At 55.0% G+C, this 20,950-nt stretch carries 23 protein-coding genes; 15 read left to right on the top strand and 8 right to left on the bottom strand.

The window, feature by feature from the left end; all coding sequences use genetic code 11:
* Window positions 1-94: 94 nt before the first annotated feature.
* Window positions 95-589 (bottom strand): hotdog fold domain-containing protein, encoded by a 495-nt coding sequence (locus ON072_RS06690; protein WP_025889883.1) that lies wholly within the window; start codon window positions 587-589, stop codon window positions 95-97.
* A gap of 359 nt (window positions 590-948) precedes the next feature.
* On the opposite strand from ON072_RS06690, the gene ON072_RS06685 reads away from it, so the two are divergent.
* From ON072_RS06685 to ON072_RS06625, 13 genes are all read left to right on the top strand, one after another.
* A complete protein-coding gene (locus tag ON072_RS06685; protein ID WP_101060102.1) occupies window positions 949-1,869 on the top strand; it encodes a DUF368 domain-containing protein in 921 nt (306 codons plus the stop codon).
* 300 nt (window positions 1,870-2,169) lie between these two features.
* Window positions 2,170-3,126, top strand: a complete 957-nt coding sequence (locus ON072_RS06680) for a YbgA family protein (protein ID WP_261752813.1) — start codon at window positions 2,170-2,172, stop codon at window positions 3,124-3,126.
* Complete coding sequence (locus tag ON072_RS06675; RefSeq protein ID WP_261752814.1) at window positions 3,116-4,087, top strand: MerR family transcriptional regulator; 972 nt, start codon at window positions 3,116-3,118, stop codon at window positions 4,085-4,087. The genes ON072_RS06680 and ON072_RS06675 overlap by 11 nt, the downstream gene beginning before the upstream one ends.
* A 1-nt stretch (window position 4,088) precedes the next feature.
* Window positions 4,089-5,588 (top strand): deoxyribodipyrimidine photo-lyase, encoded by a 1,500-nt coding sequence (gene phrB, locus ON072_RS06670; RefSeq protein ID WP_101060104.1) that lies wholly within the window; start codon window positions 4,089-4,091, stop codon window positions 5,586-5,588.
* A 27-nt stretch (window positions 5,589-5,615) separates the two neighbouring features.
* Entirely contained in the window at window positions 5,616-6,110 is a 495-nt protein-coding gene (locus ON072_RS06665; RefSeq protein WP_096141589.1) for a nuclear transport factor 2 family protein, read from the top strand.
* The gene (locus ON072_RS06660; protein ID WP_025009877.1) at window positions 6,107-6,856 is read left to right on the top strand and encodes an SDR family NAD(P)-dependent oxidoreductase; all 750 of its coding nucleotides are present in this window, start codon (window positions 6,107-6,109) and stop codon (window positions 6,854-6,856) included. Before ON072_RS06665 ends, ON072_RS06660 begins: the two co-directional genes overlap by 4 nt.
* The gene (locus tag ON072_RS06655) at window positions 6,853-8,124 is read left to right on the top strand and encodes an NAD(P)/FAD-dependent oxidoreductase (RefSeq protein ID WP_107005601.1); all 1,272 of its coding nucleotides are present in this window, start codon (window positions 6,853-6,855) and stop codon (window positions 8,122-8,124) included. The genes ON072_RS06660 and ON072_RS06655 overlap by 4 nt, the downstream gene beginning before the upstream one ends.
* A complete protein-coding gene (locus ON072_RS06650) occupies window positions 8,121-8,912 on the top strand; it encodes a DUF1365 domain-containing protein (protein ID WP_261752815.1) in 792 nt (263 codons plus the stop codon). The genes ON072_RS06655 and ON072_RS06650 overlap by 4 nt, the downstream gene beginning before the upstream one ends.
* 158 nt (window positions 8,913-9,070) lie before the next feature.
* The gene (locus tag ON072_RS06645) at window positions 9,071-10,330 is read left to right on the top strand and encodes an SAM-dependent methyltransferase (RefSeq protein WP_261752816.1); all 1,260 of its coding nucleotides are present in this window, start codon (window positions 9,071-9,073) and stop codon (window positions 10,328-10,330) included.
* A 3-nt stretch (window positions 10,331-10,333) separates the two neighbouring features.
* Window positions 10,334-10,957, top strand: coding sequence for a DUF2878 domain-containing protein (locus ON072_RS06640; protein WP_144191398.1), 624 nt, complete (start codon window positions 10,334-10,336; stop codon window positions 10,955-10,957).
* A gap of 12 nt (window positions 10,958-10,969) precedes the next feature.
* The gene (locus tag ON072_RS06635; protein WP_144191397.1) at window positions 10,970-11,653 is read left to right on the top strand and encodes a hypothetical protein; all 684 of its coding nucleotides are present in this window, start codon (window positions 10,970-10,972) and stop codon (window positions 11,651-11,653) included.
* Window positions 11,641-12,201 (top strand): DUF3833 domain-containing protein, encoded by a 561-nt coding sequence (locus ON072_RS06630; protein WP_274625997.1) that lies wholly within the window; start codon window positions 11,641-11,643, stop codon window positions 12,199-12,201. The genes ON072_RS06635 and ON072_RS06630 overlap by 13 nt, the downstream gene beginning before the upstream one ends.
* A gap of 106 nt (window positions 12,202-12,307) precedes the next feature.
* Complete coding sequence (locus ON072_RS06625) at window positions 12,308-12,538, top strand: hypothetical protein (RefSeq protein WP_093982478.1); 231 nt, start codon at window positions 12,308-12,310, stop codon at window positions 12,536-12,538.
* Here ON072_RS06625 and ON072_RS06620 read toward each other — a convergent pair whose 3' ends face one another.
* Window positions 12,539-12,880, bottom strand: coding sequence for a DUF3634 family protein (locus ON072_RS06620; protein ID WP_025009884.1), 342 nt, complete (start codon window positions 12,878-12,880; stop codon window positions 12,539-12,541).
* 208 nt (window positions 12,881-13,088) lie between these two features.
* On the opposite strand from ON072_RS06620, the gene ON072_RS06615 reads away from it, so the two are divergent.
* Complete coding sequence (locus ON072_RS06615) at window positions 13,089-13,271, top strand: hypothetical protein (RefSeq protein WP_025890124.1); 183 nt, start codon at window positions 13,089-13,091, stop codon at window positions 13,269-13,271.
* Between the two features lie 129 nt (window positions 13,272-13,400).
* Here the strand turns inward: ON072_RS06615 and ON072_RS06610 are convergent, their stop codons facing one another.
* From ON072_RS06610 to ON072_RS06595, 4 genes are all read right to left on the bottom strand, one after another.
* Complete coding sequence (locus tag ON072_RS06610; protein ID WP_371873733.1) at window positions 13,401-14,123, bottom strand: TorF family putative porin; 723 nt, start codon at window positions 14,121-14,123, stop codon at window positions 13,401-13,403.
* Window positions 14,124-14,242: 119 nt separating this feature from the next.
* Entirely contained in the window at window positions 14,243-14,605 is a 363-nt protein-coding gene (locus tag ON072_RS06605; protein ID WP_025009887.1) for a cupin domain-containing protein, read from the bottom strand.
* An 18-nt stretch (window positions 14,606-14,623) separates the two neighbouring features.
* Window positions 14,624-16,108, bottom strand: a complete 1,485-nt coding sequence (locus ON072_RS06600; RefSeq protein ID WP_274625996.1) for a CoA-acylating methylmalonate-semialdehyde dehydrogenase — start codon at window positions 16,106-16,108, stop codon at window positions 14,624-14,626.
* 16 nt (window positions 16,109-16,124) lie between these two features.
* Window positions 16,125-17,462: an aspartate aminotransferase family protein gene (locus ON072_RS06595; RefSeq protein WP_208149021.1), complete on the bottom strand. Its 1,338-nt coding sequence runs from the start codon at window positions 17,460-17,462 to the stop codon at window positions 16,125-16,127.
* Window positions 17,463-17,717: 255 nt separating this feature from the next.
* Here ON072_RS06595 and ON072_RS06590 point away from each other — a divergent pair, with 255 nt between their 5' ends.
* Window positions 17,718-19,214, top strand: coding sequence for an aldehyde dehydrogenase (locus tag ON072_RS06590; RefSeq protein WP_025009890.1), 1,497 nt, complete (start codon window positions 17,718-17,720; stop codon window positions 19,212-19,214).
* Window positions 19,215-19,262: 48 nt separating this feature from the next.
* Here ON072_RS06590 and ON072_RS06585 read toward each other — a convergent pair whose 3' ends face one another.
* Both ON072_RS06585 and ON072_RS06580 read right to left on the bottom strand, forming a co-directional pair.
* Window positions 19,263-19,484: a hypothetical protein gene (locus ON072_RS06585; protein ID WP_144161221.1), complete on the bottom strand. Its 222-nt coding sequence runs from the start codon at window positions 19,482-19,484 to the stop codon at window positions 19,263-19,265.
* 81 nt (window positions 19,485-19,565) lie between these two features.
* Complete coding sequence (locus ON072_RS06580) at window positions 19,566-20,873, bottom strand: NAD(P)/FAD-dependent oxidoreductase (protein WP_261752851.1); 1,308 nt, start codon at window positions 20,871-20,873, stop codon at window positions 19,566-19,568.
* Window positions 20,874-20,950 lie beyond the last annotated feature (77 nt).

Genomic DNA, 20,950 nt, shown 5'->3' with positions numbered 1-20,950 from the left:
TTCCTGCTTACTCTTGAGTACCGTCTAAGGCTTCGATTAGCTGAGCCAAGTTAGCAATCAAACCCGAATGAGGGAAGTGCTGGCTTGTTTCAAATTATGATCCCTTCTCGGTCGCGTTTTTGGCCGGCTTGGCCGAGATCCAGAGCCTGATACTGCCCTTGACCACAAGGATATCATTGCAGTCATAGGCGAGCACCTCGACATCGAGATCCCCAGGCTGCCAGGCATTGGCATCAACCTTGGCCACACAGCGGATATCGCTGCCGGCCTTGGCGGTGTAATCCAGCGTCATGCCCTTGGGGATCCAGCGTAGATGAGGTGGTATTGAAGCCTCGGCCATGACTCCCATCGCCATTTCCAGGCCGTTGCAGATGGCAATGACATGTACTGTACCTATGTGATTCTCCACTGCGCGGCGTTTACGCAGCAGGCATTCACAGTAGTTGGGCTCCAACTGACGGATTATCGGTTTGATACTGCCAAAGTAGGGTGCCATCCGGCTGACCAGCAAGGAGAATATCTTATTGCCAAAGGGCAGGCGCCTGCATTTGTGATACAAGTTCAGGGTCGAATTGGCGGTTTTACTCATAGTGATTCCTTGTGGGTATTCCTTGTTGATGTTCTTTGTTGGTATAGGGTAATGTTTTTGTTATTACTCTGGTCGGATGAGTGTGTATGCTGACGAGCGCTTTGGCAAGAGCCAAGAGGAAAGAGGCAAGAGCATTGGTTAAGACGAGCGAGGGGCACACCAATCTGATCTGGGGCTGAACAGATAGAATAAAATGGCGTGGCAGCAACTGGGGGCTGTGCTTAAAATGACGGTTTCTTCTGGAAGGTGCGAATGGGTGGACCCTTTGCAAGTGCAAGAATCACTTCCTTGGACAATCCAACTTCAATCAGGATTGGTATAATCCGCGAGAATTATCAAAACAGTAGTAAGGAAACCTAGTGAAATTTCTGTTGACCTACCTCAAGGGGCTGGCCATGGGGGCCGCCGATGTGGTGCCCGGCGTTTCCGGGGGAACCATAGCCTTTATTACCGGCATCTATGACACCCTGCTGGAAAGTATTCGCCGTATCAATCCCAGTCTTTGGGGCATTATACGCCGTGACGGGATCAAGGTGGCGTTTGTACATATCAACGGGGCCTTTTTGTTGAGTCTGTTGGCGGGGATCCTCAGCAGTATTCTTAGTCTGGCCAAGCTTATCTCTTACCTGCTGGCACATCATCCTATTCCTGTATGGTCATTCTTTTTCGGGCTGATCCTTATCTCTGTGGTGCATATGCTGCGCCAGGTCAAGGGCGGTTTTTCACTGCCACGGCTATTGATATTCGCGCTGGGAGTGGCCTTTGCCTGGGGCATTACCGTGCTGAGTCCGGTCGAGTTGGAGGCCAGCTACTTTAATATTTTTGTTGGCGGTGCCATTGCCATTTGCGCCATGATACTGCCGGGGATATCCGGCAGCTTTATCCTCTTGCTATTGGGACTGTATCCTGCCGTGCTGGCGGCGGCCAAGAATATCCAGCTGGATATTCTTGGCTGTTTTGCTGTCGGTGCCGTGATAGGTATCCTGAGTTTCAGCCATTTGCTGTCGGCGCTGCTGCGGCGCTTTCACGATGCCACTCTTATCTTCCTTACCGGTCTTATGCTGGGGACGCTGGGCAAGATCTGGCCCTGGAAACAGACGCTGAGCTGGCGCACCAATTCCCATGGTGAGCAGGTACCCCTGGTGCAACAAAACCTGTCACCCTTTGGTTTTGAGCAACTGACACAGCAGCCGCATCAGTTGGGGTTGGCGCTCTTGTGTGCCGCCGCCGGAATTGGCCTGGTACTCCTGGTTGAGCGCCTGGGGGCCGACAAGCAATAATTTCAGGCGCTAGCGCCCTGCAGTGAAAGGTATCAATGACAGAAAACGGGAGCTCAAGGCTCCCGTTTTTTATCTCCCTTCGAATCTCTCTTAAATGCCTTTGCGTTACAGGTTTCATTCAAGATGGGTCTTGCTTCGCCAGCGGATAGCCCAGGCTTGCTGGGCTTGACTCCATTTAAGGTCTTGTATGACTTGCCAGGCATGTCGGTTCCTCTTTGCTAAAAAAATATTGTACAAAAACTTGATCCTTGTACAGGTGTGTGCCTTAATTTACTACAAGGTTATACAAGGATTCTCAATATGTACAAGTTTGAGCCGCAGCGAATTCAACTGGGTATCAGTGCCTGCCTGTTGGGGCAGCAGGTGCGTTTTGACGGTGGTCATAAGAATTCTGTCTATTGCCAGCAGGAGCTTAGGCAGCATTTTGACTTTGTGCCCGTCTGTCCTGAGATGGCGATAGGTATGGGCGCGCCACGCAAGAGCATACGTCAGGTGCGCCGCGGTGATGAGATCCGGATCCAGAGCCGTGATGCCAGCTTGGATGTAACCGAGAGCCTGCAAAGTTTCAGTGAGCAAAAAGTCGCTGAATTGGGATTTTTAAGTGGCTATCTGCTTTGTGCCAAATCACCTACCTGCGGCATGGAACGGGTCACCGTCTACAAGGAAGGCAGTGATCAGGGGAATCGCAGCGGCATAGGTGTGTTCGCCAAGGCCCTGATGCAACGCTGGCCACAACTGCCGGTTGAAGAAGAGGGGCGCTTGAACGATTTGGTGATCAGGGAAAACTTTTTCACCCGGGTGTATGCCTTCCATGACTGGCAATGTCTGCTGCACTCCGGCTTGAGCCCGCATAAATTGACCCAATTTCATGCCAGATACAAATACCTCTTGTTGGCTCACAGTCCGGCTCATTATCGCCAACTTGGCCCCTTGCTGGCTGAAGGTGGTGAAGACTTGCAGGAAACTGCCCGGCGTTACTTTGAAGGCTTTATGGAGGCGCTGAAAAACAAGGCCAGTCGCCGCAATCACACCAGCGCGCTGCAGCATATTCAGGGCTATTTCAAACAAAAACTGACCAAGGCACAGAAGGCTGAGCTCAGTCAGGCGATAGATGAATATCGTCAGGGGCTGCAACCTCTGTTGGTGCCGCTGACATTGATTAAACATTACTTGAGGGAGCATCCGCAGCCGTATATTGCGGCCCAGGTTTATCTCAACCCTCATCCACAGGAGTTAAAACTGCGTTATGCCTACTGATAACATTGCCAACCTTTCCATCGGCGAAGTCGCCAGACTGACCGGGGTGAATCCTGTCACCTTGCGCGCCTGGCAGCGACGGTTTGGACTGGTTATCCCGCAGCGCACCCCCAAGGGCCATAGACTCTACACTCAGGAGCAGGTTCAGCAGATCCGTGAAATCCTCTCCTGGCTTGAGCAGGGCGTGGCCATCAGCAAGGTCAAGCCACTGCTCAGTGGCCAGACAGAAAAACAGCTGCAGCAAGAAAATGAAGACGACGACTGGCTGAAGTTCAGCAGCAGTCTCACCGAGGCGGCACTTTCTCTCAGTAGTGCCCGCTTTGGCCGCTTGCTGGATGAATTCAGTGCCCTCTATCCCATCGCCCTGTGTTGTCGGCGCCTGCGCCATTGGTTGCAAGTTTTGGACACCCAGCTCGATGAACGCCTCGACGGAGCGCTTGTCCGCAGTTGGCTCGAAAGCCGTCTGGCTCACTATGTCGGCGCCCGTAGCGAGCAGTTGCTGCGCCAGAAACCTCGCTGGCAACTTCTTTATCTGCCGCTTGGCAAGCAGCCGGCATGGAGTGAGATCTTGCTGCAACTGGAGCTTATCACCCGGGGTGTCAGCCTGTTGCCGCTCAATATAGAGGAGCCTTTGGAAGGCCAGGGGCTGCAACTCTTGGCACACAGGCTGCCGCTGCATGGACTCTTGTTGCTGCCGCCTTCCCAGTTGCCCGGCAGCAGTGTCAAAGCCCTGTTCCAGCTGGCGAGTGCTTTGGATTATCCGCTGATCTTGAGCGGGGATTATGTGGCGGCTCATGCCAATGCCTTTGAGCACTATGCCAAGGAACTGGCTATGACTGAAAAAGGGGGCAAGAAGGACCGGGAGCCCGTCAAGAATCCTGTGCTTTGCAGCAGCAATGCCGCCATATTGGCACTGCTGGCGCAGGCCGAGTCCGCCTCAAAACAACCGGAGGACAAGTAACATGTCCCAGCCTTTGCCCAATCATGCGCCTTCCCGTGAAAAGGCTTGTGTTGCCATCTGGTTTCGCAGCGATCTGCGCACATCAGATAATCAGGCTCTGTGGCTGGCGTGCGAAGCGGCAAGGGCCCAAGATCTGCCGCTGCGGGGTTTTTATATTGAGACTCCAGCGCAGTGGCAGCAGCACTCTGTTGGCCCCATGCAGCTGGATTTCATCGAACGCAGCGTCAATCAACTGCAACGGGCGTTGGCATCTTTGGGGATAGCTTTTGATTTACTGCACTGTGACGATTTCTCTTTGGTGAATGCCACTGTCGAGTCGTATTGCCAACGCCAGGGCGTTAAGCAGATTTTTGCCGGGCGCGAGGTGGAGATTAACGAGCAGCGCCGGGATCAGGCGCTGGCGCAGCTTACCAGGACTATAGGGGTAGGCCTGCAGTTTACCGATGAGCACTGTCTGCTGCCGCCTGGGAGTGTCCGTACCCAAGGCGGCGAAATGTATCGGGTATTTACCCCCTTCTTTCGCCGTTGGCGTGAGCTGCTGGGAAGAGAGGCGATAACGCCGCTGCCGGTACCTGCGCCTCTGGCCCCGGCTTTACCCGAACCCGCAGAGCTGAGTTTTAAGGTCAGCAAACAAGACAGTAAACAAGACAGCCATCACTGGCCAGTGGGTGAAGGGGCGGCCAGGCAGCGGCTCGATAGTTTTATTGCCAACCAGCTTGCCGATTACGGCCAGGAGCGGGATTTCCCGGCCCTCGATGGCACCAGTTGCCTGTCGCCCTATCTGGCGTTTGGTATTCTCAGCCCACGGCAATGTGTAGCAGCGCTGCTCAACCGCTTCCCCGAGGCTATGGCAGAGGACAATAGTCCGGGTCGCAGCTGGCTGGCTGAGCTGGCCTGGCGCGAGTTTTACCGCCATCTGCTGCATGCCTGGCCCCAGCTGTGTATGGGCCGCAACTTCAACTCACTCGGCGATGACATAGTCTGGCGTAATGACCCGCAAGAGTTTGCTGCCTGGTGCGAGGGCCGCACCGGTTATCCGCTGGTGGATGCCGCCATGCGTCAGCTAAACCAAACCGGCTGGATGCACAATCGGCTGCGAATGGTGACCGCCAGCTTCCTCACCAAACACCTGTTGGTGGACTGGCGCTGGGGCGAGCAGTATTTTCGCCGCGCCCTGATAGATGGCGACCTGGCGGCCAATAACGGCGGCTGGCAGTGGTCTGCCGGCACCGGCTGTGATGCCCAGCCCTATTTCAGGATCTTCAACCCCATGAGCCAGAGCGAAAAGTTCGACCCTGACGCCAGTTTTATCCGCCGTTATCTGCCTGAACTGGCGCACTGGCCGCTTAAACAGATACACCATCCGGGCACAGCTGCATCGTCCCGCTTCACCGAGCCGAGTCTGTTTGCCACTGCGGCTTATCCGCCACCGATAGTCGAGCACAGCGCGGCGCGGCAAAGGGCGTTGACCGCCCTGGCCGTGTTGAAAAAGTCTGCCTGAACTCAGTTCATTAGCCGAGGGATTATCATGACCAGCCACTCAGTCACTGCGGACATAGCACCCGCTTCACAGCCGGCATCGCCGCAGTCTCAGGAGATTATTCAGGCATTTATTGCCTTGTATCAATCCCTGGGCCCCGAGCAATTGCCCACATTGCGCCATAGGCTGCAGGCCGTCTACGCGCCTGAGATCTGTTTTTGCGATCCCATGCACCGACTGGAGGGGCTTGAGCAACTGGAACAGTATTTTGCCGGTTTGTATCGCAACCTGACCGAAATCGCCTTTGAGATCACTGATGTCTTGCCCGCCGGTGATCAGGCCGCCATCAGTTGGCAGATGAAGTATTGTCACCCCAAGTTGAACCGGGGTCAGAGTATCAGCGTCGATGGTATCAGCCTCATCAAGTTTGGCGACAAAATCCATTACCACAGGGATTATCTGGATCTGGGGCAGATGCTCTATGAACAGTTGCCACTGCTGGGCTCAGTGGTGCGCATGGTCAAGGGCAGGGCAAGCCGATGAAGACGGTATTGATCACGGGTGCCAGCTCAGGCATAGGTGCCGAGCTCGCCAGACAATATGCCGCCGCCGGTTGGCGGGTCTTGGCCTGTGGCCGTAATGAACAAGCTCTGGCCGACCTCGAAGGCTGCGAGCCTTTGAGGTTCGATGTCACCGACAGAGACTCGGTGCTTAAGCTTGGCAGCAAGCTCAAACTGGAGTTAGGCCAAGCCGATGGTGTGGATCTGCTGCTGCTCAACGCCGGTACCTGTGAGTACATAGACGAGGCCATGGCCTTTGACAGCGCCCTGTTTGAGCGGGTTATCCGCACCAATCTGTTGGCTGTGGGCTATTGCCTGGAAGCCTTTATGCCTTTGCTTGCCCGTGGCAGCCAACTGGCGCTGATGAGCTCAAGCGTTGTGATGCTGCCTTTCCCGCGGGCGGAGGCCTATGGCGCCTCCAAGGCCGGGATCAGTTACCTGGCGCAGAGCTTGCGGCTCGATCTGGCCCACAAGGGAATAGACGTCAGCGAAATTCGCCCTGGTTTTGTTAAAACGCCGCTCACCGACAAAAATGACTTCGCTATGCCGATGCGGATCTCCGCCGATAAAGCCGCCAACACCATCATTCAAGCCCTGGCCGCCAGACGGCGCCTGATTGCCTTTCCCGGGCGCTTTATCTGGCTGCTGACTCTGCTGAGCTGGCTGCCCCGCAGTTGGCTGGCCGCCGCCCTTGGTAAACCCTCTGCAAAAAACGGGAGCCCAGTATGACAGTTTCAACCGGCAACAAGCCGCGCATCGCCATAGTCGGTTCGGGGATCTCCTCGCTCACTTGTGGTTATCTGTTGTCACAGCAGTATGAGGTAACTTTGTTTGAAGCCGCCGATTATCTGGGCGGGCATACGGCCACTGTGGATGTTGAGCTTGGCGGCAAACCCTACGCCATAGACACAGGGTTTATTGTGTTCAACGATCGCACCTATCCCAGGTTTCAGGCCTTGATGGCCCGGGTCGGTATCAAGGCGCTGGCGACCGAGATGAGCTTCTCGGTGCAAAACCTTGTCAGCGGCCTTGAATACAACGGCCATAGCCTGGCGACCCTGTTTGCGCAAAAGCGCAATCTGCTGAGTCCGACCTTCTGGGGGTTCCTGAGGGAGATTTTGGCCTTCAACAGCCGCTGCAAAGCCTTGTATCAAAGCGGTCGTTACCCGGCGGTGACACTGGGGGAATTTCTCGAACAGCAGGGGTTCTCTGACTTCTTCTGCCAGCACTATATCCTGCCGATGGGCGCCGCTATCTGGTCGTCCAGTATTCAGGATATGCGCGCCTTCTCGCTGCCTTTCTTTATCCGTTTCTTTGAACATCATGGACTGTTGGCCGTCAGCAATCGGCCGCAGTGGTATGTGCTCGAAGGCGGCTCCCGCAGTTATATTCCGGCGCTCAGCGCGCCCTTTGCCGAGCGGGTTCATCTCAACTCGCCGGTAGAACAAATCCGCCGCCAAGCGGGGAGCGTGCAGCTCAGAGTCAAGGATAGCTGGCATGAGTTCGATCAGGTGATCCTCGGCTGCCACAGCGATCAGGCGCTGGCCATGCTCGGTGACGCCAGTGAGCTGGAGCGGGAGATACTCTCTAGGCTTAAATACCAGGATAACCAGGTGACCTTGCATACAGACACCTCGTTGCTGCCGAAGCACCGCGCCGCCTGGGCCAGTTGGAATTATCGTCTCGATGGCGATGCCAGCCGTCCCGCCTGCGTGACCTACAACATGAATATTTTGCAGCGCTTGCCAAAGTCTGCGCCGGATTTTTTGGTGACCCTGAATCAGGATGAGGCGATAGCCAAGGACAAGGTGCTCAAACGCTTTGTCTATGCTCACCCGGTATTCAATGAACAGAGCCAGGCGGCGCAGCAACGCCGCAGCGAGATCTGCGGCCAAGACCGTATCCATTTTGTCGGTGCCTACTGGTACAACGGCTTTCATGAAGACGGGGTACGTAGCGCCCTGGATGTTTGTGAAAGGTTCGGGGTAAGCCTATGAAACCTGAAACGGGTCTCTATCTCGGCAGCGTCAGCCACTCTAGGCTAACGCCGGTAAGGCATAGTTTTCGCTATCCCTTTGCCCTGATGTTGCTGGACTTGGATGATTTGCCAAGGCTTTCGTCCCTGAGCGGCTTGTTTGGTGAATCCCCTTGGTCTGCGCTGCGTTTTCGGCAGCAGGATTATCTCAAGGCGGCTGCAGAATCGAATACTGCCTCATCGCTGAAACAGCGGGTGCTGGATAAGGTGATTGCGCTCGGCGGCGAGGCCAGCTGCGACAGTGTGCTGTTCGCCGGGCAACTGCGCCACTTTGGACTCTATTTCAGCCCGGTCAACTTTTTCTACTGCTTTCAAGGTGATGAGTATAAATACCTGTTGGCTGAGGTGAGCAATACCCCCTGGAATGAGCGTCACTGTTATCTGGTGTCGGCCGAGGCGCCGGCGCTTGGCGACAAGTGCTTCCATGTATCGCCTTTTATGTCGCTGGACTATCGCTATCGCTGGCATATTCCGGCGCCGGCAGAGCGGCTCGATTTGCGGATCAGCAATCTGCCCGGCAAGGGGGACGTGGCAGGGCCGGCCCCCGAGTCGCAAAAGGCCAGCTTCGATGCGGTATTAAGCCTCAAACGCCGCCCCTTCAATGGTTGTGAGCTTAGGCGTTATCTGTGGGGCTTTCCCTTGATGAGCCTGAAAATTCTTTGGCTCATCTATTGGCAAGCGCTGCGTTTGTGGCTTAAGCGGGTGCCCTTTGTGCCTTACGAGCGCAGGCCTCAGGGCGGCACGGACTGATGCTAAGGAAGGTGCGAACAAGTCCCATGTGTACTCTGCGTCGGCTTACGGGCTTGGATGCAAGGCGTGGTTCGCAGCAAATGGCCCTAGTCCTTTGCAAGAATTCCCTAAAGGTTTGGAAATTTCCCCGAGTGTGACAGCAAACATTGGAGAATGAGATGGAAAACACAGTAGCCAAGAACAGACAGCAGCTGGCCGCCAGCGGCAAGAGTCTATGGGCCAGAGTCATGCAACAGGCCTTGAATGCCTTGGAGGGCGGTTGTCTTAAACTGCAGTTGGGGAGTGAGCAGTGGACCTTCGGCCCGCTCGATGCAGACCTGGTTGCCATAATTCGTATTCACGATGAACGCTTTTTTCGCCAGGTGATTCTGGGCGGCTCTATCGGCGCCGGTGAAGCCTATATTCAGGGGCACTGGTCCAGTCCGGATGTTACCGCCGTGGTACGCCTGTTTGCCCGTAATCTGCCGCTGCTGGATAAGATAGAGAAACGGTTTTCCTGGTTTTCCAACACAGTTAGCCGGGTGAAACACCTGCTGCGCCGAAACTCAAAGGCAGGTTCAAAGCGCAATATTCTGGCTCACTATGATCTGGGCAATCCCTTGTATCAGGCATTTCTCGACCCTGAGCTGCTCTATTCAAGCGCCGTCTATCCCCATGAAGAGGCGCAGTTGGATGAGGCGCAGCAGTATAAGCTGCAACTGATTTGCGAGCGGCTGGATCTTCAGCCCGGCATGACTCTGCTGGAAATAGGTACCGGTTGGGGCGCCCTGGCTATCTATGCCGCCAAACACTATGGCGTCAAGGTAACCACTACCACTATTTCCGATGCCCAGTACCAATATGCCAGTGAACGGGTTGCCGCCGAAGGATTGGGTGAGCGCATTACCCTGCTAAGGCAGGATTATCGCCAGCTCAGCGGCCAGTATGACCGTTTGGTTTCGATAGAGATGATAGAGGCAGTGGGCCACGATTATCTGCCGGGCTTTTTTGCCGGCCTGGATGCCCTGCTCAAGCCGAGCGGCAAGCTGTTACTGCAGGCGATCACCATTAAAGATCAACGCTATGACAGCTACCGCAAAGGGGTGGATTTTATTCAGCGCTATATTTTCCCCGGCGGCTGCCTGCCATCTGTCACCGAGATGACGCGCCACTTGCAGCGGCAAACATCCATGACCCTCTGGTCGTTGGATGATATAGGTCTCGACTATGCCCGCACCCTGAATGACTGGCATGCCAACTTCGATGACGCCAGAGAGCGGGTGCGCGAACTCGGCTATGGTGAGGACTTTGTGCGTATGTGGAAGTTTTATCTGAGTTACTGCGAGGGTGGTTTTCTTGAGCGCACCATAAGCACAGTGCAACTGACTGCGGTCAAGGACGGCTATCGTCCGCTCAGCTCAAGACAAATTGCAGGTTAGGCCATGAGACTCTTATCGCCCTGGTTTTTTCTGCTGCTCAATGCAGCCATTTTCCAGTTGGGCTGGTGGTCTTTGATCCTGTTTGCCAATCAGGCGCTGGTGTTTGCTCTCTTGCTGCTTTGTGTCCAGTTGCTGCTTGTCAATCCGGGCTACCGCTCAGCCCTCATGGCAGAGAATGCCGGGGATGAGCACAGCCAACTGGCAGAGCAAAGCGTAAAGCGTACCGGATACAGCATGAAAACATTCAACGCCGTGCTGATACCGGCTGTTATCGGCATAGCCTTGGACGCCATGCTGCACCTTGGCGGAGTATTTGAGTTTGACAGTCCCTCGCGGCTTTTACCCTTGTGGCTCTGTTGCCTTTGGGGGCATTTTGCCGCGACGTTGGGGGTGAGTCTGGCCTGGCTCAGGGACTTGCCCAAATGGCAGCAGGCGCTCTTTGGCGCAGTGGGTGGCGCTGGCAGTTACCTAGCGGCATTCAGGTTGGAGGCCGTGGCTTGGCCCCTGGGACAATCGGCTACCTTTAGCTTGTTGATACTCATCTGGTCGCTGCTGCTGCCACTGTTAAGTTATTGCAATCTCAGGCTTGAATGGGGGGCAAATCGCCCAACCAAAGGATTTCTCTGACGGAGACCGGCAATGAAACGATTCATCAAGGGTGTAAACAAGGGAGCAAAGCAAGTCGGTAAGCTGCATAACCCAGGCTTTGCCGGGCTGCTGATGATACTGCTTGGCCTACCCACTCAGGGATGGGCAGACAATTTACAGATTCAAGCGCAGCAGACTCAAGCGCAGAGCCAAGTGCAGACACTTGAGCCCAAAGCTGCCCAGGTCGAGCCATCAAAGGCGGAGCTTGCCAGCTTTCGGGAAGTGGGCCGCGGTGAAATGGACTGGTGGTTTATAACCCTTTATCGGGCCAGGTTGCTGACGCCGGATGGTAGTTACCAGCCCAATAGCTTCCCGCAGCAGCTGGAAATTCAGTATTACCGGGATATTCCTGCCTCGCGACTCCTGGAGGCCACCAAACACCAGTGGTTGCACTTGGGATATGACAGAGAGCAGATATCCGCCTGGTTGGCGCTGCTTGAAGGGCTCTGGCCGGATGTGGAGCAGGGGGACAGATTGAGCTTTGTGGCAAACGGGCCGCAGCAGGGATACTTTCTGTTCAACGACAAGCCGTTAGCCGCGATTGCCATAGATGAGAGCGCTTCGAGCGAGCATAAGCGTTTTGCCGGCGCCTTTTTGGCGATTTGGTTGTCAGAGCACAGCAGTCAGCCGCAGCTGAGAGCTCAGTTGATAGGAGAGCAGGCATGCAAATGTTAATGAGCAGGTTTATCGGTTTCACCAAGGTTTGGTTGTTACTTCTGATACTCGGACTGAGCGGTTGTGGCAGTGTCGATATTTATGACTATAGCGCCAGCGAACCTAAGTTGGATCTGCAGCAGTTCTTTAACGGGGAGCTGCAGGCTTCAGGTATGGTGGAAGATTACAGTGGCCAGGTGGTGCGCCGTTTCAATGTCCGGATGACGGGCAGTTGGCAGGGGAATCAGGGTGTGTTGAAGGAGTGGTTTGAGTATGACGATGGTGAGCTTGCCGAGCGAACCTGGCAGATTACCAAGCTTGCCGATGGCCGCTACCAGGGCAGAGCCGAGGATATTCTGGCTGTGGCAGAAGGGCAAGCAGAGGGCTTTGCCCTGCGCTGGCGCTACGACATGCTGCTGAAGCTCGATAGCGGCGAGTATCAGGTGCATTTCGACGACTGGATGTATCAAACGGCGCCGGACACCATAATCAACCGTAGCGAGATCCGTAAATGGGGCCTGACGGTGGGGGAGGTGACTCTGGTGATCCGTAGGTTGGAACACAAGTAGCAGAGCGACGATTAATCGTACGGCATGACTAACGCTGAGTCTCAGCCTGGGTTAAGCTTAGATCTGTTTAAATGGTAACAGTCTATCAACACAGGTTTAAATAACGATGAACAAAAAATCCGCTGTACTGCCATGGGCTTCAATGGGCTTATTGGCACTGGTATCCCTTGGCGGTTGCTCTAGTGGTATCGATTTCAGTTTTAAAGCGCCCGAGGAGGAGCGGGTGGACCCCAATCTACCCGCCGAAGATCCCATGGCACAGGATAACCAGAGGATCATAGATGATGCGCGCCGGGAAGGTAAAATCGACCCTCAAGTGTTTCCCGCTAAACGCTGATCAGCCTAGTTGTTTGCTGTTGTCGCTCTGCTTGCGGTCATAGTATTCGAAGGGAAATAGGTTGCGCAGGCGCTGAATATTGGCATCTCCGGCATTGGCGCTGATGTGCAGCCGCACTTCACCACTGCGTTCGGCGCGTACTGTACAGGTGAGTTTCTCTTTCTTGACCAGGGCGCGGCATTCGCGTTCAAACCTCTCCGGGATCTTACCCTTGTGGGAGGTCATACGACCGTCCTTGAAATGCATTTCAAATATTGTCACCCCTTTTTTGTTAGTGAAAACCAGTTTGTAGATAAGCACTAACGCCAGGGCGATAAAGAATATTTTTAACATAGTGGCCATAGTGGGACTCCTTGTTTCACCAAGAGTGAATACTGTTATCCGGGTGTTATCTTATATCCTCAGTTATACCTGCAAGCGGTAGCGTTTGACAGTGCATCCAAGGCGGATTTTTGTGATAAGGCTAAAAGGACTGGCAAATTGGCTATCCTTGGTTATTATTTGTTCAGGAATATCTGTTTTACCACAAGCCAAGATCAAGGATGAAGCCATGTACCTTTCCAATGCCGAGCGCTGGGCGCAAATCTGTGACAAACAAGTGGAACTGATGGGAAAGCTCAGTGAGCAGTTTCCCGAGCGGCGAGAACAACTGCAACACCTCACCCATAGCTGGCAAGACGTCAAACAACAGGTGCGTCAGGGCGATACCCCTCACATACCGCCACTGCGTTGAGAACTGAATCAATTTATAAAAAAGAGCCGCTCAGGGAGCGGCTCTTTTACTTTTGGTTGGTGGGAGGAAGATGGGGCTTGCCCGTGCAGGTCTGTCCTATGGCTTGCCTGGGCAGCGCAATTTTGCTGCTTAGAAAGCGTAACTGACACTCGCCAGCACAGTGCCGTCATTCTGGAAGGTGCCACTGCTGATCTCGGCATCCGAATCTATATCTGTGTCCAACCAGGCCACAGACAGACCAAAACCGGCAATCTCAGTAGAGACACCTATGGAGTAATCCAGATATTTGCCCATATCGTCATCGGGCGCATCGCCGAAGTTGTAACCCAGGTGCAGATCCAGGCTCCAGTTTTCGGCAAACTCATAACTATAGTTCAGCTCGGCATAGTGATAGTCCAGATCTGAACCCGCATAGTCATTGGTGTACCAGTAGGCAGCCCTAAAATCACTGAACTCCAGGCCGAAAGAGATTTCGTTGTAGTCCTGAGAGACATTGTCGCCCGGGTACATATAGCGCAGCAGGGTAATGTCATAGGCCAGGTTGTCGTTGATTTCACCGGCGTAACCCAGGTAGACATCCAGTTCGAAATCGGCACCCACCTGATCCTCTTTGGGAGTACCATCTTCATCGAATTCCACATTACTGGCCCAGGCCCCGACGAAGAAACCCGAGTCGTGACTCCAGTCCAGCCCGCCCTGAACGGCAAAATCACCGGCGGTTTGTGACACGGCCCTAAAGCGGTAGTCATTGGTCACGGCTATCTCGCCGCTGACTTCGGCCATGGCAGAGGTTGAGGTTATGGCGCCGCCAAGCAGCAGTGCCCATAACAGAGGGTTGGATCTTCTTATCACTTGGTTCACAAGCATTTCTCCCTTCTTTGGTTTGCCGGCCCCGTCCGGGAGGATTCCGGCGCGGCCTGGTTTATGCCAAACAACAGCAGCTATGCTGAGACCTCATGGCGGTTTTGTTTTTATCTGTTGGATTCAAACACCACATAGAGCTTGCGGCAGGGAACCGTTACCTGCCAGCTGCCGCGAAACCCGGCCGGGATCACAAACCTGTCGCCCGGGCCAACTTCGAGACGATTTCCCTGCTCATCGCTGATGACACTGTTACCCTCGAGGATTTCGCAATACTCGTGCTCAGTGTAGTCAACTTTCCAAGCACCTGTTTCGCTTTGCCAAATTCCGGTATGAAACTGCTCACAGGGGCTGGAGTAATGGTTCTCCAGCCGTTGGCGCGGCGCGTCCTGCAGACGCTTTTCCTCGGCGATGGAGTATTCACTTATCTCGGGAGTATTACGCGCCAGTACTCTGATATTGTTGATGTGCATCAGGCTCTCCCTCTCTCCCTATTTCATGGTCGGCATGATGAAATCGGCACTCAGCTGTTTGGGCCAGCGGGCGGTAACGGCTTTGCGCCGGGTGTAGAAGCGAACTCCATCCGGGCCGTGCATATGCAGTGGGCCAAACAGCGAGCGTTTCCAACCGCCGAAACTGTGAAATGCCATGGGCACAGGGATAGGCACATTGACCCCTACCATGCCGACTTGCACCGAGTGGCAAAAGTCGCGCGCCAGCTCGCCGCTCTGGGTAAAGATGGCGGTGCCGTTGCCGAACTCATGTTGATTGATAAGAGCCAGCGCCGAGTCATAGTCGGCCACCCTGACTATGCAAAGCACAGGGCCGAAGATCTCTTCCCGGTAAATCTGCATCTCGGGGGTTACGCCATCGAACAGGGTCGCACCGAGAAAGAAACCTTCGCTGTCTGCCAAGGTATTGCGGCCATCTACCAGGCAAACTGCGCCCTGCTGTATACCGCTGTCTATATAGCTGCAGACCTTGTCCAGATGCGCGCGGGAGATAAGCGGCCCCATTTCCATACCCGGCTCCAGGCCGTTACCTACCTTGAGCGCGGCTATCTTGGGTTGCAGTTTTTCTATCAGGGCATCGGCCACATCAGCAACCGCCAGTACCACGGAAATAGCCATACAGCGCTCGCCGGCAGAGCCATAGGCCGCACCCATCAGGGCGTTGCTGGCCAGTTCCAGATCGGCATCCGGCATCAGCAGCATGTGGTTCTTGGCGCCGCCGAGTGCCTGCACCCGCTTGCCGTGGGCCGATGCCTTACTGTAGATATACTCGGCGACAGGCGTTGAACCGACAAAGGAGATGGCCTGAACATCCTGATGGCAGAGCAGGGTATCTACCGCCAGCTTGTCGCCGTTGATAACATTGAAAACCCCATCCGGCAGCCCGGCCTGGGTCAACAGCTCGGCAATTCTGAGTACCGGCGCCGGATTCTTTTCCGATGGCTTCATCACAAAGGTATTGCCGCAGGCGATGGCAATCGGGAACATCCACATGGGAACCATCACAGGGAAATTGAACGGCGAAATGCCGGCAACCACCCCGAGCGGTTGATTGATGCTCCAGGCATCGACGCCAGTGCCAACCTGCTCAGTGTGTTCCCCCTTGAGAAGATGGGGAATGCCGCAGGCAAACTCCACCACTTCCAGCCCTCGAACCAGCTCGCCCCTGGCATCCTCAAGCACTTTGCCATGTTGCAGGCAGATAAGCTCGGCCAGCTCATCCATGTGGACTTCTACCAGGGCTTTGAAGCGAAACAGTACCCGCGCCCGGTTAAGGGGCGATACCTTTGACCAAGCGTTAAAAGCCTGCCTGGCCGAGTCTATCGCCCGTTCTGTATCAGCCTTGGAGGCGAGGGCGACTCTGGCTTGCTCTTCTCCGTTGGCCGGGTTGAAAATGGGCAGTGAAGCCTGAGCCTGGCTGCCATCTGTCTCATGTCCATCTATATAGTGGCTGTAAATACGCATAACTATCCTGTGTGCTTCAGTCGACGGTTTGGATGGCGTCGGCCAGGGTGGAAATCAGTTGATCTATTTGGGACTCTTCCACTATCAGTGGCGGGGAGAGGGCTATGATGTCGGCGGTGGCCCGTACCAGCGCACCTTGCCAGAAACAGCGCTCGAAAATCTGATAGCCGCGTTTGCCAACACCTTGCGGGCTGGGGGCCAGTTGAATGCCACCCACCAGGCCGGTATTGCGAATATCGATGACATTGGGCAGCCCCTTGAGACTATGCAGCGCCTGCTCAAAATAGGGCGCCAGCGCTGTAGTGCGCTCAAACAGCTTTTCGTCACGGTAGATATCCAGGGTGGCCAGTGCCGCCGCGGCCGCAACCGGATGCCCTGAATAGGTATAGCCGTGAAAGAACTCGATCATTGCCTCAGGGCCCTGCATACAGGCATCGTGAATCGCTTGCTGCACAAACACCGCGCCCATGGGGATGGCGCCATTGTTGAGCGCCTTGGCCGTGGTCATTATGTCTGGGGTCACATCCCAGTGGTTGCTGGCAAAAGCGCCGCCCACCCGACCAAAACCTGTAATCACCTCATCGAATATCAGCAATATGCCGTACTTTTGAGTGATCTCCCGAAGGCGCTTGAGATAGCCCTTGGGTGGCAATATTACCCCGGCCGAGCCTGACATGGGCTCGACGATAACGGCGGCGATATTCTCTGCGCCATGCAGGGCAATTAGTCCCTCGAGCGCCTCGGCCTTGTCGGCGCCATGCTCGGGCAAGCCGCGGCTGAAGGCGTTGGCTTCCATATCCAGAGTGTGGGGTAGATGATCGACGCCGCCGAGGAGCTGCGGGCTGAAACCTTTGCGGTTATTACCAATTCCGCCCACCGAAATACCGCCAAACCCCACACCGTGATAGCCCAGCTCACGGCCGATAAAACGGCTGCGGCTCGGCTCGCCATTGGCTCTGTGGTAACACAGCGCCAGCTTGAGTGCGGTGTCGACTGACTCTGAGCCCGAGTTGGTAAAGAAGATACGGTTCATGCCGGGCGGGGCGATTTCACTGAGGCGCTCGGCCAACTCGAATGCCAACGGATGACCCATCTGAAAACTGGGGGCATAGTCCATTTCGCGGATCTGACGGCTGACCGCCTCACTGATCTCCGCCCGGCCATGGCCGGCATTACAGCACCAAAGACCTGCGGTGCCGTCCAGCACCTGACGGCCATCGACATCCCGGTAATACATGCCTTCGGCCGAAGCCAGTAGCCTGGGAGTCTGCTTGAATTGACGGTTGGCACTGAAAGGCATCCAGTAATGCTCGAGATTGCCCTGTGTTTTCGCCTGTTGTTTTAGCTCTGCCATAAGCATTAACCTTAGTGTTGCGGGCTTGTTAATGGTGATTGATATTTCGCTATGCTATGTCAGAAATAATGAACATGGAAGGCCTGTGTGCAATTATTTATGCCAAAAAATCTATTTTTGTAAAATATATTGAATTTATGCCGTGCTCGAGGCTAATCTGGAGCGACCCGAATAACTCGCGATGGCTGCACGAGTTGGCCGCGATAGGCCTACTGAGGTAGTGGAATGCCCGCTTGCAAGCAGATGAGAGGATTTATGAGTACACCGCAAACCCGTCAGCAATGGCAGCAGTTGGCTGCGCAATTGCAGATCTGTGGCCAGGCCTTTATTCATGGAGAGTATTGTGCAGCCGTATCCGGCGAGACCTTCGATTGCATCAGCCCTGTGGATGGCAACAAGCTCGCCGCCGTAGCCAGTTGCGATCTGGCCGATGCCGAGGCAGCGGTGGCCAGTGCCAGAGCCAGTTTTGAATCCGGAGTCTGGTCGCGAATGGCGCCGGTAGAGCGCAAAAAGGTGATGATACGCTTTGCCGATTTGCTGGAGGCGCATAGCGATGAACTGGCCTTGCTGGAAACCCTGGATATGGGCAAGCCAATCCGTTTTTCCAAGTCGGTGGATGTGACCAATGCCGCCAGGGCCTTGCGTTGGTCCGGCGAAGCGGTTGACAAGATTTACGACGAAATAGCGCCCACAGCTGACAATGAAATAGGCATGATCACCCGTGAGCCTGTCGGGGTGGTGGCTGCGATTGTACCGTGGAACTTCCCCTTGCTGATGGCCTGCTGGAAACTGGGGCCGGCGCTGGCCAGCGGTAACTCTGTCATCCTCAAACCCTCGGAAAAATCCCCTTTGACGGCGATTCGTATGGCTGCCATTGCCTTGGAAGCCGGGATCCCGCCCGGAGTGCTCAATGTATTGCCCGGTTTTGGTCATACAGTTGGCAAGGCGCTGGCGCTGCATATGGATGTCGATACCCTGGTGTTTACCGGCTCCACCAAGATAGCCAAGCAACTGATGGTCTACGCCGGTCAGTCCAATATGAAACGTGTGTGGTTGGAGGCCGGTGGCAAGAGCCCCCACATAGTCTTTAACGATTGCCCGGATCTCAAGGCGGCGGCGCAGGCGGCAGCTTCGGCCATCGCCTTCAACCAGGGTGAAGTTTGCACCGCAGGTTCGCGCCTGCTGGTGGAGTCCGGGGTCAAGGAGCAACTGATAGCGCTCATTATCGACGAACTCAAATCCTGGCAGCCAGGGCATCCGCTGGATCCGGATACCGTCAGTGGCGCCGTGGTGGATCAGCAGCAGCTGCAGACTATTCTCGGTTATATCGAGGCGGGTAAGCAGCAAGGTGCTGTGCTGGCCTGTGGCGGCGAGCAACTCATGGCTGAAACCGGTGGCGTTTATGTGGCACCGACTCTGTTTCGTGAAGTGAATAACCAGATGAGTATTGCCCGAGAGGAGATCTTCGGCCCTGTACTGAGTGTGATTGAATTTGAGGGGATGGAGCAGGCGATAGCCATAGGCAACGATAGCATCTATGGCTTGGCGGCCGGTGTGTGGACTTCTGATCTTAGCAAGGCCCACAGAACCGCCAAGGCGCTGAGAAGCGGCATGGTGTGGATCAATCATTATGACGGCGGCGATATGACGGCGCCTTTCGGTGGTTATAAGCAGTCGGGTAACGGCCGCGATAAGTCGCTGCATGCTTTTGATAAATACACAGAAATTAAGGCAACCTGGATAGCCATTTAATCGGTTTGCTGTCATAGACAATCCCCCTGCCTTGCGGGGGGATTGTGTTTATAGAAGGCTAGGCTTGAGGTGTTCACGCACAGGTTCAAACAGCGCATCGAGCAAAACTTGAGTGCGGTTATCTTCGACTCGCAGCTCCAGCCAACCGTCACTGCCGAGAATTTCAAGCTGCCTGCACACGAGTTTCGGGGGGGAGGCTTGCAGTTCCCCCTTGAGGCGAAAAATCCCCTGTGGCGTATGAATGCGGCTGATATCGAAGGGAGTATTCACGACTGCCACAACGCCTTTGTTGTACTTATTTTCAAAATGACTCCCTATTCAACATACACTCGTCTTCAAAACAGGCCTTGTTCAGAATAGATCCTTGAATCTATGGTACAGCATGCCTGCCGCCAGAATGGGCGAGCGCAGCGCCGGGCCACCCGGGAAGGTCATATGCTCTATTGAGGCAAATATATCGAAGCGCTCAGCCTGCTGACTGATAGCTTCTGCCAGCAGACGACCCGCCATATGGGTGGCATTGACGCCATGCCCGGCATAGGCCTGGGCGAAATAGATGTTGGGGCTATCCGGCAACCTGCCTATCTGCGGCATACGGTTGGCGCCTATCCCTATCATGCCACCCCACTGATAATCTATTTTTACGCCCTTGAGCGCCGGGAAGACTCTTTCCATATTGGGCCTGAGCGCGGCGCAAATGTCCTTGGGATCTCTGCCCGAGTAGTTGCACAGCCCGCCAAATAGCAGGCGGTTGTCGGCCGACAGATGAAAATAGTCCAGTGCTATGCTCATATCGGCGAAGGCCATATTCTGCGGAATAATGTCAGCGCAGAGTGCTTGCGACAGGGGCTCGGTCGCTAGCAGATAACTGCCGGCCGGTAGCACCTTGCCGCCGATATGAGGTTCGAGTTTGGCACCTATATAGGCATTGCCGGCCAAAATCAGATAGCGGCAACGGACTTCACCGCTCTCAGTCCTGACCCGTATCTGCTCGCCCTTGATGATTTCGGTGGCGGCGCTGTCTTCATAGATGTTAACCCCCAGGCTTCGGGCTGCACGGGCCTCGCCGAGGGCCAGATTCAAAGGGTGCAGATGGCCGCTGCCCATGTCGCTGAGCGCGCCGAGATAACGCTCAGAGCCTATGACTTCCGGCAACTGCTCCTTGGACAACAGCTTGAGCTTATGTGGGTAGCCAAGTTGCTCAAGCTCGGTAAGCTCCTGCTCAAGCTCCTGCATATGTCTTGGTTTCAGCGCCAGATCGCAGTAGCCCCAGCGCAGATCGCAATCGATTTGATATTGCGCTATCCGTTCCCGGACGATATCGACGGCTTCAAAACCCATCTGCTTGATAGCCAGTACACCTTCTTTACCTATACTGGGCTCAAACTGTTCAATATTATGGCCAATACCGCGGATCAACTCTCCGCCATTACGCCCTGAGGCGCCCCAGCCCACTTTTTTGGCTTCCAGTATGGTGACCGCAAAGCCTCGTTCAGCCAGTTCTATGGCACTGTTGAGGCCGCTGAAGCCTGCGCCTATAACGCAGACATCTGTCTCCAAGGACTCTTCCAGCCTGGGATGCTGAAACAATTCTTTGGCGGTCGCATGGTAAAAAGAGGCGGGATAGTTGTCACTGTGAATGGGGGACTGGATTGGCATCATGGCTCCGTTCTTGTTATAAGTTTGGACTCGGCTGGTTACATCCGACGGTCGTCGCACTCTTGCCTTCAAAGTGT

This window comes from Shewanella sp. K8, assembly GCF_028823715.1.
Lineage (GTDB): Bacteria > Pseudomonadota > Gammaproteobacteria > Enterobacterales > Shewanellaceae > Shewanella > Shewanella algae.
The sequence above is the reverse complement of the archived record's forward strand: the minus strand, read 5'-3'. Positions and strand labels throughout refer to the sequence as shown.